Annotated in this window: 8 protein-coding genes; 3 read left to right on the plus strand and 5 right to left on the minus strand. The window is 60.1% G+C overall.

The annotated features are described in order from the left end of the window. Window positions 1-29: 29 nt before the first annotated feature. Window positions 30-1421 carry an aldehyde dehydrogenase family protein gene (locus tag ACIOWA_RS18435; protein ID WP_401161203.1) on the minus strand — a complete coding sequence of 464 codons (1392 nt, stop codon included), beginning with the start codon at window positions 1419-1421 and terminating at the stop codon, window positions 30-32. 103 nt (window positions 1422-1524) lie between these two features. Between ACIOWA_RS18435 and ACIOWA_RS18440 the strand changes: the two genes are divergently transcribed. Beyond that, a complete protein-coding gene (locus ACIOWA_RS18440) occupies window positions 1525-2403 on the plus strand; it encodes a putrescine utilization regulator PtrR (RefSeq protein WP_339538984.1) in 879 nt (292 codons plus the stop codon). A gap of 132 nt (window positions 2404-2535) precedes the next feature. On the opposite strand, the gene ACIOWA_RS18445 is transcribed toward ACIOWA_RS18440, so the two are convergent. From ACIOWA_RS18445 to ACIOWA_RS18455, 3 genes are read right to left on the minus strand one after another with little or no spacing between them, the layout of a single operon-like run. After that, the gene (locus ACIOWA_RS18445) at window positions 2536-3870 is read right to left on the minus strand and encodes a TolC family outer membrane protein (protein WP_401161224.1); all 1335 of its coding nucleotides are present in this window, start codon (window positions 3868-3870) and stop codon (window positions 2536-2538) included. A gap of 10 nt (window positions 3871-3880) precedes the next feature. Next, entirely contained in the window at window positions 3881-5227 is a 1347-nt protein-coding gene (locus ACIOWA_RS18450) for an HlyD family type I secretion periplasmic adaptor subunit (protein ID WP_401161205.1), read from the minus strand. After that, on the minus strand, window positions 5228-6964 hold the full coding sequence (locus tag ACIOWA_RS18455; RefSeq protein WP_401161207.1) for a type I secretion system permease/ATPase: 1737 nt from the start codon (window positions 6962-6964) through the stop codon (window positions 5228-5230). A gap of 316 nt (window positions 6965-7280) precedes the next feature. On the opposite strand from ACIOWA_RS18455, the gene ACIOWA_RS18460 reads away from it, so the two are divergent. Continuing rightward, on the plus strand, window positions 7281-7979 hold the full coding sequence (locus ACIOWA_RS18460; RefSeq protein ID WP_401161209.1) for a response regulator: 699 nt from the start codon (window positions 7281-7283) through the stop codon (window positions 7977-7979). Here the strand turns inward: ACIOWA_RS18460 and ACIOWA_RS18465 are convergent, their stop codons facing one another. Then, a complete protein-coding gene (locus tag ACIOWA_RS18465) occupies window positions 7980-9458 on the minus strand; it encodes a sensor histidine kinase (protein ID WP_401161211.1) in 1479 nt (492 codons plus the stop codon). A 73-nt stretch (window positions 9459-9531) separates the two neighbouring features. Between ACIOWA_RS18465 and ACIOWA_RS18470 the strand changes: the two genes are divergently transcribed. Next, a complete protein-coding gene (locus tag ACIOWA_RS18470; protein ID WP_401161213.1) occupies window positions 9532-15474 on the plus strand; it encodes a peroxidase family protein in 5943 nt (1980 codons plus the stop codon). Window positions 15475-15592: the final 118 nt, after the last annotated feature.

Here is a 15592-nt window from a genome sequence, read left to right on the forward strand (position 1 = left end):
CCACAGGTTGCTGCGGCGCAGGGGGTGGGTTATTTGCGATCCAGCCACACGGTCTGCGCATTGCAGAACTCGCGCACGCCGAAGTGCGACAGCTCGCGACCGAAACCACTCTTCTTCACGCCGCCGAAGGTCACGCGTGGATCACTGGCGGAGTAACCGTTGATGAACACGCCGCCGGTGTCCAGTTCGCTGGTCAGTTGCTGGGCCAGTTGCACGTTGGCGGTGTAGATCGTAGCGGTCAGGCCGAACTCGCTGTCGTTCGCCAAAGCGACGGCGTGGGCACAATCGCGGGCGGTGATGATCGAGGCGACCGGGCCGAACAGTTCCTGTTTGAACGAGGTCATGCGGTCGGTGACATCCGCCAGCACGGTGGGCTGGTAATAGTTGCCCACACCCTCAGACTTGCCGCCGCCCAGCAGCAACGTCGCGCCTTCTTCGAGAGTGTCGCGTACTTGTTGATCCAGTTCGTCGCGCAGATCGAAACGCGCCATCGGGCCGATGTACGTGTCAGCCGCCAACGGATCGCCCACCTTCAACGTGCGTGTGGCTTCGACGAATTTGCGGGTGAATTCTTCAACGACGCCTTCTTCGATGATCAGCCGTTTGGCGGCGGCGCAGACCTGGCCGGAGTTCTGGTAGCGACCGATGACGGCGGCTTGTACGGCTTCGTCCAGATCCGCATCGTTGAGCACGATGAATGGGTCGGAGCCGCCCAGTTCCAGTACGCATTTTTTCAACGCGGCCCCGGCCTGAGCACCGATGGCCATGCCGGCGCGGACGCTGCCGGTCAGGGTGACGGCGGCAATGCGTGGGTCGGCGATGGCGGTGGAAACGCCTTCGGGGGTGACGTTGATCACTTCAAACACGCCGTCGGCAAATCCGGCACGGGTGAAAGCGTCGCGCAACAGATAGGCGCTGCCCATCACGTTCGGCGCATGTTTGAGCACATAAGTGTTGCCGGCGATCAGCGCCGGTACCGCGCCGCGCAGCACTTGCCAGATCGGGAAGTTCCATGGCATCACCGCCAGGATCGGGCCGAGCGGGCGATATACGATACGCGCTTTGCCGCCTTCTACCTGGGTCGGTTCAGCGTCGAGCATGGCCGGGCCGTGTTCGGCGTACCACTCGCAGAGCTTGGCGCATTTTTCAATTTCACCGCGGGCCTGGGCGATAGGCTTGCCCATTTCCAGGGTGATCATGGTCGCCATGGCTTCGGCGCCTTCACGCAGCGCAGCGGCCAGGGCGGTCAGGGCGCGAGAGCGATCTTGCAGTGGCTTGCGTTTCCACTTGCCGAAGCCGTAAGCGGCGCGGGTCAGTGCGGCGTCGAGTGCTTCTGCGGACTCAAAGGCGTAATGGCCGATCTGCTCGCCGGTGGCGGGGTTGATCGAGATAGCGTGGGTCTGGCTGGAAATCTGGCTCATGGCGTTGTCCTGCGTGTTCAGTGGATGGGCCTAGAGTAGGGTGGTGTTTGTTTTCTGGAAACTGAATAATAAAGATCGTTTCTTTCACGATTGGAGAATGACTGTGGATCTGGTGCAGCTGGAAATCTTCAAAGCCGTTGCCGAACACGGCAGCATCAGCGCCGCCGCTGCGCAGATTCATCGCGTGCCGTCGAACCTGACCACGCGGATCAAGCAGCTTGAGCAGGATCTGGGCGTTGATCTGTTTATCCGTGAGAAGAGCCGCTTGCGCCTGTCACCGGCCGGGTGGAGTTTTCTCGAATATGCGCGGCGCATTCTTGATTTGGTTCAAGAGGCACGGGCCACCGTCGCCGGTGAGGAACCGCAGGGCGCTTTCCCCTTGGGCTCACTGGAAAGCACCGCCGCCGTACGGATCCCCGAACTGCTCGCGGCCTACAACCAGCTTCATCCGAAAGTCGACCTGGACCTGTCCACCGGCCCGTCCGGGACGATGATTGAAGGCGTGCTGTCCGGTCGACTCGCCGCCGCTTTTGTCGACGGCCCTGTGCTGCATCCCGCGCTGGAAGGTGTGCCCGCGTTCGAGGAAGAAATGGTCATCATTGCGCCGCTCAATCACCCCCCGGTCGAACGCGCAGCGGATGTGAATGGCGAGAACATCTATGCCTTCCGATCCAACTGTTCCTATCGCCATCACTTCGAAAAATGGTTCAGCACCGACGCTGCCGTGCCCGGCAAGATCTTCGAGATGGAGTCCTATCACGGCATGCTCGCGTGCGTCAGCGCCGGCGCCGGCCTGGCCCTGATGCCGCGCAAAATGCTGCAAAGCATGCCCGGTAGCGCGACGGTCAGTGTCTGGCCGCTGGCCTCGGATTTTCGCTACCTGACCACTTGGCTGGTGTGGCGACGGGGCACCGTGTCGCGCAGTTTGAGTATGTTTGTACGCTTGTTGGAGGAGCGCGGTGTGGTACGTGCGGGGGAGTGATTGACCCCTTTTCGTCACGGCGTACCGTTTCGACCACGCAGTCAATAGCCGGGGTGTTGGCTCAAACAGTGGTGCCACGCCTAATCGTCGGCCAGCCGAAAACAGAGGGCGGCGGGGGCTGGCGTGGGTTGTTCAGAACGACAGCCGAGGCCCCAGGTAGGCGTTGGCGCTTTCGATGTCGTCGTCGCCCAATGCGCCGACGTCAGCCGCCAGACGCAGCTTGGCCAGCAGGTAGCGCAACTTGGCTTCGAACAGGTCGCGACGAGCGGTGAAAATCTGTTCCTGGGCGTTGAGAATGTCGATGTTGGTGCTGCTGCCTGCCAGGAAGCCTTTCTTTGACGACAGCAGCGAGCGCTCGCTGGAGCTGACGGCTTTTTCCAATGCATGAATGCGCGCTTCACCGCTTTGCACACCGCGAAATTCCCGAGTTGTGCCGGAGATGATTTCTTCGCGTGTTGCATTCAAATCCTCTTGCGCCTGGTCTCGCGTGGCGACGCTTTGCCGGGCCCGGGCAGTGACGTATCCGCCGCTGTACAGCGGAATGTTGAGCTCTACTCCGGCCGAGGTGTAGCGGTTGCGCTGATTCTGGGTGGACAGGGTTTCGCTGTCGGCGGCGGTGTAGCCCAGCACCAGATCGAGGGTTGGCCAGTGACCGGCCTTGGCTTTGGCCACTTCTTCATCGGCGGTGTTGACGTTCAAGCGCCGGGCGCGGATCGACGGGTTGTCGGTGCCGGCGCGGATGATCCACGCCTGCAGGTTGTCCGGCTGCAGCGGCGGGGTGGGGAAGGTCTCCTGCAATGTGGCGATCTGGTCGGGTGCTTCACCGACGTACTCTTGCAACTGGCGCCTGGCGACGACCAGGCTGTCCTCGGCCTCGATCAGTTCGGCCTGAGCGAGATCACGTCTGGCCACCGCGTCATCGACATCGGTCACGGTGCCGTCCCCCAACTGCCGTCGGCGCTGAGTCGAGGCCACTTGCTCATTCAGTGCGCTGAGTTTGGCATTGGCCAGTTTGGCGGTTTCATGGGCCAGCAGCACGTCGAAGTAACGCCCGGCCAGGCGCACCGCCGAATCCTGTGCCTTGCTGTCGAACACCGCGTTGCCATAGTCGGCCTGATACTGGCCCTGGCGGTACTCGGCCATTTTCTGTTTGTTGAACAGTGGCTGGCGCAGTTGCAGGGTGGCACCGCGCGAGGCGTAGTTCAGATCGTTGGTGTGGCTGTTGCCGTAAAAGTCCGGCTGTTTTTGCGTGCCGTTGATGTGGTTGTCGAACGCGGTGATGCCGATTTTCGGCAGCAGGCCGGATTTGCCGATGGCGCGGTTTTCCTGGGCGGCATCCCTTTCGTGACCGGCAGACAGGAAGGTCGGGCCCTGAAACTGCATCAGATTCCACGACTCGCGCAGGTCCAGTGCCGTTGCCGATTGCGCCAGTCCTAGCAGCGCAGCAACCCCGATCACCCGCCCGATGCCGTCCACTTCATTGCTCCTTGAATGCGCTATTGACGCGGTCGAGCAATGGCTTGAGCAGGTAACTCAGCATATTGCGCTCGCCGGTCTTGATGGTCACCGAGGCGGGCATGCCCGCACGAATGTGATTGCTGCCCAGCATGGCCATCCCGGCCTCCGTCACTTCGATCTGCGCCAGGTAATAGGGTTGTTTGTTGTCTTCGCTCATCAAGCGGTCGGCAGAAATGGTCAGCACCTTCCCCGGGATGTTGGGCGTCTGCACATGGTTGAACGCGGGAAACGAAATCATCACCGGCAGCCCCGGGTTCATGCGGTCGATGGCTTGCACCGGAATCATCGCGTCGATTTGCAGCGGCTCATGGGCGGGGACGATTTCCATGATCTTGAAGCCTGACGCAATCACCCCGCCGACCGTCGACACGTTCAGGCCCTGAACCACGCCGTCGATGGGCGAGCGAATGACCGTGTGTTGCACTTGATAATCCAAGGCTTGCAAGCGATCGGTGAGGGCGCTGTTCTCCTTCTGCACATCGGCCAGCAGCGACTGCACTTCTTTGCGGTAGTCGTACTCGCGCTGAATGATGCGCAACTTGATGTCGGCGGCCTGGCCTCGAGCGCGGGCGATGTTGTTCAGGTTATCGGCCTGTGAGGCGTTCAGGTCGGAACCGGTGCGCTCCAGTTCCAGCATGCGATTGCGCGGTACATAGCCTTCGGCGGCGAGTTGGCGCACGCCCACCAGTTCCTGATTGAGGAAACCGATCTGTGATGAGCGGGCGTTGTAGACGCGTTGCAATCCTTTGACCTGGGCGTCGGCGGAATTGAGTGACTCACGCAGGATGTCCATTTCACCGGCCAGACTGGCACGGCGTGTGACGAACAGGTGGCGTTGCAGGCGAATTGCGTCGGCCAGATGATCGTTGTCGGCGTAGCGTTTGAGCATCAGCGGGTCGAACACCACATCCGGCAAACCGTCGCGCTCAGCTTGCAGGCGGTTTTCCATGGTCTTGGTGGCGATGAACTGTGCGTTGACCACGCCTTGTTCCGAAAGCGCCTGCGTGGCGTCCAGCCGCACCAGTTCCTGGTCCTTGCTGACGTTGTCGCCTTCGCGCACCAGAATCGCGTCGATGGTGCCGCCGGTCTGATGCTGGATGGCCTTGCGGTTGCTGGTGACCTTGACCGTGGCGGTGGCGACAATCCCGGCATCCAGCGGCGCCAGCCACGACCAGAGTAAAAAACTGCCAAAGCCGACGATCACCAACAGCACGCCCCAGCGCGCCGGGCGCCGGTCGTCGACGTCAATCTCGGCCCTTGCACGCACCAGTTCCTGGCCATGCGGGTCAACGCTCAAGGCACCCATTTATTCTCTCCCGCGCACGGCTGACAGGGTTGGCGCACCGACGGTCGGCAGCACGCTGGTTTGCCGTAGTGCGGCGAACACTTCTTCGCGGGGGCCGAACAATTGGGTGCTGCCTTCACGCAACATCAGGACTTTGTCGACGGTGCCGAGAATGCTTGGCCGGTGGCTGATCAACACCGTGGTACAGCGCCGCTGTTTCAGATCTTCCAGTACCTCGATCAGGGCTTTTTCCCCGGCGTCATCGAGGTTGGCGTTTGGCTCGTCGAGCACGATCAGCGAGGGCTCGCCATACAGTGCGCGGGCCAGGCCGATGCGCTGGCGCTGGCCCCCGGACAACGGGTTGCCGTCGACGTCCAGCGTGGTGTCATAACCGTGAGCAAAGCGCAGGATCATGTCGTGGACGCCAGCGCGCCGGGCCGCGACGATTACCGCCTCACTGTCGACGTCGCCGAAGCGCGCGATGTTGTCGGCGATGCTGCCTTCGAACAGTTCCACATCCTGGGGCAGGTAGCCGATCCACGGGCCGAGTTCCTGCTTGTTCCACAGGTACACGTCGGCGCCGTCGAGACGCACTTTGCCGCTGAGCGCCGGCCAGATGCCCACCAACAAACGGGCCAGTGTCGATTTGCCCGACGCGGAAGGGCCGATGATGCCGAGTGACTCACCGGGCGACAGGTTGAAATTGGGCCCGCGAATGATCGCTTGAGTCATGCCCGGTGCGCCGGCATGCAAGTGCTCGACCGAGATCATGCCCAGCGGTCTTTGCAGCTTCATCGCATCGGCGCGTGCTGGAAATTCCTGCAGCAGGTTCTTGAGCCGCGACCAGGCACGACGGCTGGTCAGCAGTTGCTTCCAGGCGCCGATCAGTTGCTCCACTGGCGCCAGCGCCCGGCCGCTGAGTATCGAACAGGCGATCATCATGCCCGGCGTAATCGAGCCTTCGATGGCCAGCAGCGCGCCGGTGCCGAGGATCAGCGACTGCAAGGTGATCCGCACGAAACGCCCAATGCCACTGATGTAGGCCGCCCGATCGGAGGCCAGGGTCTGCATTTCCAGAATCCGCAGATGGCTGCCGAACCAGCGACCGGTGATCGCCGGCAACATGCCCATCGCCTCAATGACTTCAGCGTTGCGCAGGTTGTTGTTGGCGAATGTGCCTGAGACCTGCGCCGCCATGTTGGCCTCGGCCAACGGCTTCTTTGTGGCGATTTCGGTGAGCCAGGTCAGCGCTACCAGAATCAGCGAGCCGCACAGGGTGACGATGCCCAGCAAGGGGTGAATCAGGTAGGCGACGAACAGGTAGATCGGTGTCCATGGAGCGTCGAAAAAGGCGAACAGGCCGTTGCCGGTCAGAAACTGGCGAACCTGTGCCAGGTCCTGCAGTGCCTGAGCGGGATTGCCCCCGGCGCGCTGCAAGTTACGCTCGAACGCGGCGGTAAATACCCGGCGGTTGAGTGCCATGTCGAGGCGGTTGCCGACCCGGATCATCACGCGGGTGCGCACCACTTCGAGCATCGCCAACAGGGTGTAGAGGCCGATCATCAGAATCGTCAGCATCAGCAGTGTGGTGACGTTGCTGCTGACCAGTGCCCGGTCATACACCTGCAGCATGTAAATGGCGGGCGAGAGCATCAGCACGTTGATCACGCCGCTGAACCCGGCCAACGAAAAAAAGGTGCGGCGCAGCCGGAAAAAAACGTCGGCAAACTCGGATCGCGGGTGGTTTTTCTTGTCCATCGGGAAAGTTCCAATGCCGTGGCGTCATGTACCTCAGCGTAGGAGAGCGACTGTTGGTCGGATTGCCTTCAGGTCCGGTTTTTCATTGACGGTATATTTTTGACTGTTTGGAGTGCATTACAAAACAACGAGTTGCTCGCGTATTTTTCAGTCGCTTGTAATGAAGATTGCTTGTTGACGGTTGAAAACCGTTCGACTTAAGTCTGATTTTCTCGCAGGCGACGCTCTTCGCCTGCGTCCACAGCCCGGCGTCCGTGCGGGTTAGCTGCTATTAATCAATGGGTGTCCGGCTGCTTGGTCCTTTCAGGAGCGCGTCATGAATCCTTTCATCCGCATCGGCATTGCCGATGATCATCCCCTGCTGCGTGAGGGCGTCGCCAATACCCTGCGAAAGCGGACAGATCTGCAAGTCGTGGAGCAGGGCGGCAGCGCCGAGCAGGCGCGCGATATCGCTCAGCGGATGAGGCCAGACGTGATGTTGATGGACGTCAACATGCCAGGCGACGTGTTTGCGGCGGTGAGATTCATTTCCACGCAACTGCCGGAAGTGAAAGTGCTGATGCTGACGGTTTCCGAATCGGAAGATGACGCCTATTCGGCGTTGGAGGCGGGTGCGCGCGGTTATGTGTTGAAGGGCGTCAGCGGACCGGATCTGGTGCTGGCGATCCGTTCGATTGCCAGGGGCGAAACCTTTATCACCCCAGAATTTGCCAACAAGCTGCTGAGCAATTTCAAGAAGCATGAAGTTGAAGTGCGCAAGATCGACCTCACCCATCGAGAAGAGCAGATTATCCGTGAAGTCTCCAAAGGCCTGACCAATAAAGAGGTGGCGTCAAAGCTGTTCATCAGTGAGAAAACCGTCAAGTACTACATGACCTGCGTGATGCAGAAGTTGCACGCGCGCAATCGCGTGGAAGCGGTCACGGCGCTCAGGCGCCACTGGGAGCGCGAGGCTGTCGGCCGGTTGCACATGGGCTCGGCGCCAGCGCACCTGGATGCCCGCGGAGGCTCCTGATTACAGTTTGAGTTGTGCGCTGACCGATGTCCCTTTGTCCGGCGCGGACTTGATGCTGAACACGCCACCCAGCGATTCGACGCGATACCGCAAACCGGCCAGTCCCAGCCGGTTTCTTTCGTGGGCATCGACGACCAGCGCGTCAGCGGCCATGCCTGGCCCGGCGTCTTTGACGGTGATCAGCAGTGTTTCGTGTTGATGGCTGGCGGTGATCGTCTGACCTTTGCCCTGTGCGTGACGGTAGGCGTTGTTCAGGGTTTCCTGGACAAACCGGTAGACGCACAGCTTTACCGGAAGCGGCGCCGAGTCGGGCAGTGCTGCGATTTTCAACTGCACCTTGCTGCCGGTGCGCTGTTCATGCCGCTGGGCCACCAGTTTCAGCTCTTGCTTGAGGGTCAAATCGTTGATTTCCGGAAGGGCTAGACCCCGGGAGAGGTCGCGCACCTCACGCAAGGCGTCGGTGGCGGCGCCGCGTATGGTTTCCAGCGATTCCAGATCAAGCGTGGTGCAGTGTTCGGCCAGGTCATCCAAGCGGATCAGAATCAGCGTCAGCAACTGCGCCGGGCCGTCGTGCAGATCGGCGCCAATGCGGCGCAGGGTCAATTCGTTGATGCGGGAGAACTCTTGGGTCGCCGTGTTGATTTTGCGATGCAGTGCCGCATTGCTGACGCGCAGGCGGGTTTGCTCCAGCAGGCGCATGCGCAGCGCCACCTGTTGGCGCTGGATGATCTGGTCGCCGCGCCGGACGATGAAAAACAACAGCGTCAGCATGGCCAGGGTCGCAGTGCCGACGACCAGCCACACTTGTTGACGTATGCGGTTGATTTCCTGCTCCAGGCTTTCGGCTTTTTCGTAGAACTCGCCCACCGCGATGATTTTTCGCGTGTTGAACTCGCGCAGCGGTGCATAGATTTCGTAAAGCGGTACGTTGAGCTTGCGTTCGAATTCGTTCTCTTCCTGAGACAGATCCTCAAGGTCGGTGACCACGTTGCCCTTGAGCGCTTCGGCAATTTCATCCATGGGGAACTTGCGGTTAGTGATCGATTTGTCGGTGCTGTACACCACCGTGCCATCCGCGCGCCAGATCTTGATCGAGACGATGTGTCGTTTCAGCGAGCGACTCTCCATCAGCCGATCCAGGGACTGGACGCTGGCGGGCGAGAGGTTGTTATCGCGACTCATCTCCTGCACGTAAGGCTCCAGAAACGCCTCCATGTAATGCGCGCCGGCCTCGGCCGCGCTTTGTACGGCGGCGCGTTCTATGCGCTCACTCACCAGTTTGCCGACGAAAAACATCGTCAGCCCAAGGATCAGTGCCGCGGCCAGCACAAACTGGGTGGAGCGGCTCAGATGGCGTGTGCGCGGCTTGAAGCGCCCGCGCCAGAGTCTTCTGTAGACAGGTCTGGGTTCGACCAAAGTCTCAGACTCATCGGCGACAAAAGTCTCGGTTTTTGATTGGACTTTTGCATCTTTTGCCATCGCGTCGATTTCCTGATGATCGTGGTAAGTCGGTTGAAAAACCTTGCGAGCCAACGGATATCCGGAGTTTGCCATGTACCAGCTAAAGCGCTTTACCCTCAATGCCAACGATATTTCGTTCCTTGAACAGCAGGTGTCCTTTCCGACCATTCATATCGTCGGCTACAACGCCTCTGGCCAGCCGCTGTACGGCTATGACGGTTCGGACGGCAACGTCCATGTGCTTGGCCTGCTGGGCAGCTTCAATCCGCTGGACACTCCGCCCGGTGAAACGGCCTGGTACAACGGCGCCCGCGATCCGATCGGTCTGCGCGATGTCTCCGGCCACTTCAATAACCTGACCCAGGACGGCCAGAGCTGGGGCAGCTTCGAACAGAACTTCATCCGTCTGACCCATTCGGACTACACGCACTACGTCCATCAGAATCTGAGTAACGCCGCATTGACTGGCGCAGGTGTGCCGGCAGGCGCCACGCCCATGTCTGACAGTAGTTCACTGTATAGCGATCCGACAGCGTCAGTGGTGGACTACACGCCACGGATGATCAGCCAGACCATTGTCAGTGGCGGCGTCACGTTCGCCACTGATGGCGCGGGCCATATTCAACACACCGCTGGCGGCGTGGCGATCGTCACCGATCCCGGCATTATCGGCGCCCTCGGTGAGGTCGATACCAGTGCTCCGGATTCCGGGCAGTACTTCATTCGCAACCAGAACACCGTGTCGGGCGACCCGTCGACCACCGGCTGGTTCACTCTGTTCGGGCAGTTCTTCGACCATGGGCTGGACTTCATCAACAAGCCCAACCAGAACGCGACCATTACCATTCCGCTGGCGCCGGATGATCCGCTCTACGGCAGCATCGGCCCGGATGGACAACCGGTTTACTCGATCAAGGTCCACCGCGCCTCGGTGGCGGAAGTGGACGGGCAGGGGGAGGCGCAATACATCAACCTCGACTCGCCTTATATCGATCAGAACCAGACGTATGGTTCTGCTGATTCGGTAACCCAATTGCTGCGCCAGTGGGTTGCAGACCCCAACCACCCAGGCCAATTCATCGCCGGTGCGGCGTTGTTCGATGGCAATACGTTGAGTGATGAGGCCGCCTGGACGCTCAATGGCGTGCTCACCCACCAGACCCTGCCGACGCTCACCGAACTGCGTGCTCACATAGCCGAAACCGGTCGTGATGACCTGACCTGGGATGACATTGCCAACTTCCGCGTGCGCGATGCCCAAGGCCACGTGCTTGATGCCGATCCCAATACGGCCGGCGTGCAGGTGGTTTATACCCGCGAAGCCATCCTGCTGGACATGAACCCGCACTTCGATGATGTGCATATCGACCAGGCCAAGTTGATGTCGCTGGATTCGCACATCACCAGCATCACCTTCGATGCGAACAACCCCTACGGCATGGTCTTCAACTACGACAATTCCGGGCCGAAGAACCTGTTCAGCTTCGTCAATTTTGCCGATTTCACCATCACTGCGGCGCCGGGCAGCGCCGATTACGCGGTGGCCAATGAACTGCTGCTGGAGTCGGTGGGCGACCACTACATTGCCGGTGACGGGCGAGTGAACGAAAACTTCGGCCTGACCGCGATTCACCACGTCTTCCACGAAGACCACAACGTGCAACTGATCAACCTGCAGAACGAAGTGCTGGCGCAGACGGACGTCAATGTGCGGCACAACTGGCAGGTTCAGGTCAGCAATGGCAGCGGCGGTTTCTTCAGCGACGCCAGCGGCAATTACACGTTGGCCGATGGCGTTACCGTGTCGTGGGATCAGGACAAACTGTTCTACGCGGCCAAATTGACGGTGGAGATGGAATATCAGCATGTGGCGATCGACCAGTACGCCCGGCTGATCACACCCGATCTGCCGGAGTTCGTCAGCTATGACTCGGGTATTAACGCCAATATTTCACTGGAGTACGGCGAGGCTGCTTTCCGTTTCGGCCATTCGCAATTGCGCGAAACCATCGATGCCCTGGAAAAGAACGCCAGTGGTGGCTACGACCTGACTGGCGCGATCACTCACTATGCGCTGGAGCAGGCGTTCCTCAATCCCGGTGGGTTTGCCGAAGTGGGTCCGACCGCTATTGCGCTGGGCATGACCCGGCAGGTCAGCAACGAGATCGATGAGTTCGTGACACCAGCCCTGCAACAAGGCTTGCTCGGCCAGCCGCTCGATCTGGCGACCATCAACCTGGCACGCGGACGCGATCTTGGGTTACCGACCCTGAACCAGGCACGTCAGCAAATCCATGACGCCTTGATAGCCGAGCGTGCCTCGCCCGCCGGCACTCAACATCACACCAACCTGATCGTTGACAGCCTGACGCCCTATACCAGTTGGAGCGATTTCGCCAACAACATGATTCACCCCGAATCACTGGTGAACTTCATTGCGGCTTACTCCTTCGACGGTGACGTGGCCCATGCCCAAGCCATCATCGACGCCGACCAGACCGGCGAAACGGTCAACTATGCCGGTGGCAGTGTCACCGCCGAGCAGGCGGCGTACTTCCTCTCCGGTGCGGCGGATCCCAGCGGCAATCATGTCGAGGGTTACGACGGCTATAACTCGATTGACCTGTGGATTGGCGGGTTGGCGGAAAAACATGTGTACCTCGGACAGTTGGGCACCACCTTCAATGCCATCTTCGAGGATCAGATGGAGCGGTTGATGGACGGTGACCGGTTCTACTACCTGTACCGCCTCGACCTTGGCTTGCCGGCCATGACCAACTTGAACGAGCAGGTGGTGACCGAGCAGTTCAAGGACATCATTGAACGCACCACCGATGCTCGGCACCTGGCCGGGGACGTGTTCGGCTATGCCGACAGCTATATCGAGTTGAGCTACACCGACTCTGGCACCACGACAACGTCGTACAAGAGCGAGCACAAGTACGGCACCCTGATCGCAGCCAACCAGGTCGGTATCTACTCCACCGGCGGTGGTGGCGGGATCGGCGGTAACGGTTTGCTGGTGAGCCTGGTCAATCCGGAAACCCACACCGCTCAAACCTACATCCGTGACTACCGTCCCGATCAGGGCGAAAACCCCGATGGCACGGCGGCAGTGGGCTACAACTCCCACGAAGTGCTGGTCGGCACTGACTTCAACGACTGGATCGATGCCGGTGACGGCGACGATACGATCTACGGCGAGGGCGGTGACGACATCCTTGATGGCAAGGCCGGTGCCGACCACATCTATGGTGGTGACGGTAACGACATCATCTACGGCGGCGATATCGAAGACTTCCTTGATGGCGGGGAAGGGGATGACATCATTTACGCCGGGACCAGCGCCGGCGGGATTGACATAGTGATTGGCGGAGGCGGTAACGATCACCTGTATGGCGAGGCCGGGATCGATGAGATTTACGGCGGCGACGGCGATGACTACATCGATGCCGGTGGCGATACCGACCTGGTACATGGTGGCGACGGTAATGATGAAATCTACGGCGGTGACGGTCCGGATATTTTGTTCGGCGATGACGGTGACGACATCATTTCCGGCGGTTCCACCGGTGACCAGGAATTCGGCGGGGCCGGCGATGACATTCTGCTGCCGGGCCTGGGTGGCGCCCCCGGTCAGGGGGATGGCGACGAAGCCATTGGCGATATCGGGTTCGACATCGTCGCCTTCAGCGATGTGAACATCGCTCTGGATGCGGCCGCTGATCTTAACAATCAGAACATTGTGGCGGCGCCGGGCACGGGTGTGCTGTTCCAGCCATTCAACGCTTTGCTGACCGACATTGAAGGGCTGATCGGCTCACGTTTCAGCGACAGTCGTCCGAATACCGGCAACCCGGGCGCGCCTTTGGCGGGCCTGATCGGCGATGGCGCCGAGAACTGGCTGATCGGCGGTAGCGGTGATGATGTCATCCAGGGCAATGCTGGCAATGATGTGATCGTGGGCGACTCGATCAAGCTTGCGGACTTGAATCACTTGCTCGCCAGTCAGGGTTTCGACCAGCACTTCACCAGTCTGCAGGCGAGTCGTCCTGGCTTCATTCTGGGTGACAACCATGATGCGCCCGGTACGGCGGACGGCACAGCGGACACGGCGCTGTTCAGCGGCAATTTTGCCGACTACAGCATCAGCAAATTCACCGATACCCGGCCCGGTGGTGAGTTGATCACGGCGTTCAAAGTGGTGGACTTGCGCATCGGTGCCGCTAATGTCGATGGCACCGACATCGTGATCGGTGTGGAAAAACTGCGTTTCGCCGACCGTACGGTCAACCTCAACGTTAACAACCAGTTGCCGACCGGTAATGTGACGCTGTCCGGTTTCGCGACGGCGCCGACCACGCCGAGCCGTCCAGTGCCGGCGCAATACCGGCTGACCGCCAACACCTCGGCGATCCAGGATGCCGATGGCTTACCCGGGCCAAGCGGTTTCTCCTATCAATGGCAAGCGCTGGTGGGTGCGGCGTGGCTCAACATCTCCGGCGCCAATGCGTCGACGTTTGCGCCAACCTCCGCGCAGTTCGGTCAGCAGTTGCGCGTGGTCACCACCTACACTGACAACAACGGCACGGTGGAACAACTGACCTCCGATCCCTCTGAGGCGGTCGGTAGGTTTATTGAAGGTAACAACGGCTTCAACGTCCTGAACGGCACCAATTATCAGGACATCCTGCTGGGTTACTCGGGTACCGATGTGCTCAACGGGGGGCTCGGCGCGGACCTGCTGGACGGCGGTAGCGGCAGCGACATCATGCGTGGCAATGCCGGCAATGACACTTACATGGTCGACTCCAATGGTGACTTGGTGCAGGAGAGCCTCAATGAAGGCAACGACACAGTCATGTCTTCTGTCAGCTACACCTTGGGTGCGAACGTCGAAAACCTGACGCTGTTGGGCTCCGGCAATATCAACGGTACCGGTAACGAACTGGACAACATCATTACCGGCAACAGTGGCAATAACCGTCTCAGCGGGCTGGCAGGCGCTGACACGATCTTCGGCGGCGCCGGCAACGACACGATCCTGGCGTCGGTCAACGACGGCAACGACCACTATGACGGCGGCACGGGCACTGACACCTATGATCTGTCGGCCACTTCGGCGGCGGCCACGGTGGATTTGCAGGCTGGCACGTCAACCAGCACCCAGACCGGCAGCGACACCCTCACGGGCATCGAAAACGTCATCGGCAGTTCCGGCAACGATCACATTCAGGGTGATGGCGCCGCCAACCTGTTGCAAGGTCAGGGCGGTAACGACTGGATCGACGGTGGCAGCGCAAACGACATCCTGGTCGGCGGGCAAGGGCAGGACACGCTGTACGGTGGTCTTGGCAACGACACCTTCCAGGCCTCGGTCAACGACGGCAACGACAGCTATGACGGTGGTGACGGCGTCGACACCTATGACTTGTCGGCAACCTCGGCCGCAGCCACGGTTAACCTGGCCAGCGGTACGGCTAGCAGTTCGCAAACCGGCAATGACACCCTGACCGGCATTGAAAACGTGATCGGCAGCAGCGGCTCCAACAGCCTGATCGGTGATAACGCAAACAACGTCCTGATGGGGCTTGGAGGTAACGACACGCTCGTTGGCGGTGGTGGCAACGACACCCTGGTGGGCGGCGCGAACCGTGACACGTTGACCGGCGGGGCCGGTAACGACATGTTTGTGTTCACCTCTACGGGCGACTCAGGGACGTCCACCTTGAGTCGAGACGTCATTACCGACTTTACCCAGGGAGAGGATCACATCGACCTGTCACAAATAGATGCGCGTACCTCCGGCGGCGGATCTGGTGGAAACCAGGATTTCACGTTCCTCGGTGAGTGGAATGGCGCGGGCAGTGAGTTCAACAACCAGGCGCAATTGAAATACCACTACGTCAGTGTCAGCGGTGTTGATCACACTTATGTGGAGGGCAATGTCAACAATGGCAACGGTGCTGACTTCCAGATCGATCTGGTCGGGCATGTTGCGCTGACAGCGAGTGACTTTATCGGCGTGGTTTGATTCATTCATGTAATAAGAGCGCCCCGCCAGGATCGGGGCGTTTTTATAGCTGTAAATTGCTCATTTGCGTGCTTCAAAAGTATGACCATTTCATTGGGTTAGTGTTGTAAATGGGAAT

Source organism: Pseudomonas sp. NPDC087614 (assembly GCF_044743485.1).
Lineage (GTDB): Bacteria > Pseudomonadota > Gammaproteobacteria > Pseudomonadales > Pseudomonadaceae > Aquipseudomonas > Aquipseudomonas baetica_A.

Excerpts from the sequence above, each read along its gene's own strand:
- ACIOWA_RS18435 (WP_401161203.1), bottom strand. The coding sequence starts at position 1,421 with ATGAGCCAGATTTCCAGCCAGACCCACGCTATCTCGATCAACCCCGCC.
- ACIOWA_RS18450 (WP_401161205.1), bottom strand. The coding sequence starts at position 5,227 with ATGGGTGCCTTGAGCGTTGACCCGCATGGCCAGGAACTGGTGCGTGCA.
- ACIOWA_RS18455 (WP_401161207.1), bottom strand. The coding sequence starts at position 6,964 with ATGGACAAGAAAAACCACCCGCGATCCGAGTTTGCCGACGTTTTTTTC.
- ACIOWA_RS18460 (WP_401161209.1), top strand. The coding sequence starts at position 7,281 with ATGAATCCTTTCATCCGCATCGGCATTGCCGATGATCATCCCCTGCTG.
- ACIOWA_RS18465 (WP_401161211.1), bottom strand. The coding sequence starts at position 9,458 with ATGGCAAAAGATGCAAAAGTCCAATCAAAAACCGAGACTTTTGTCGCC.
- ACIOWA_RS18470 (WP_401161213.1), top strand. The coding sequence starts at position 9,532 with ATGTACCAGCTAAAGCGCTTTACCCTCAATGCCAACGATATTTCGTTC.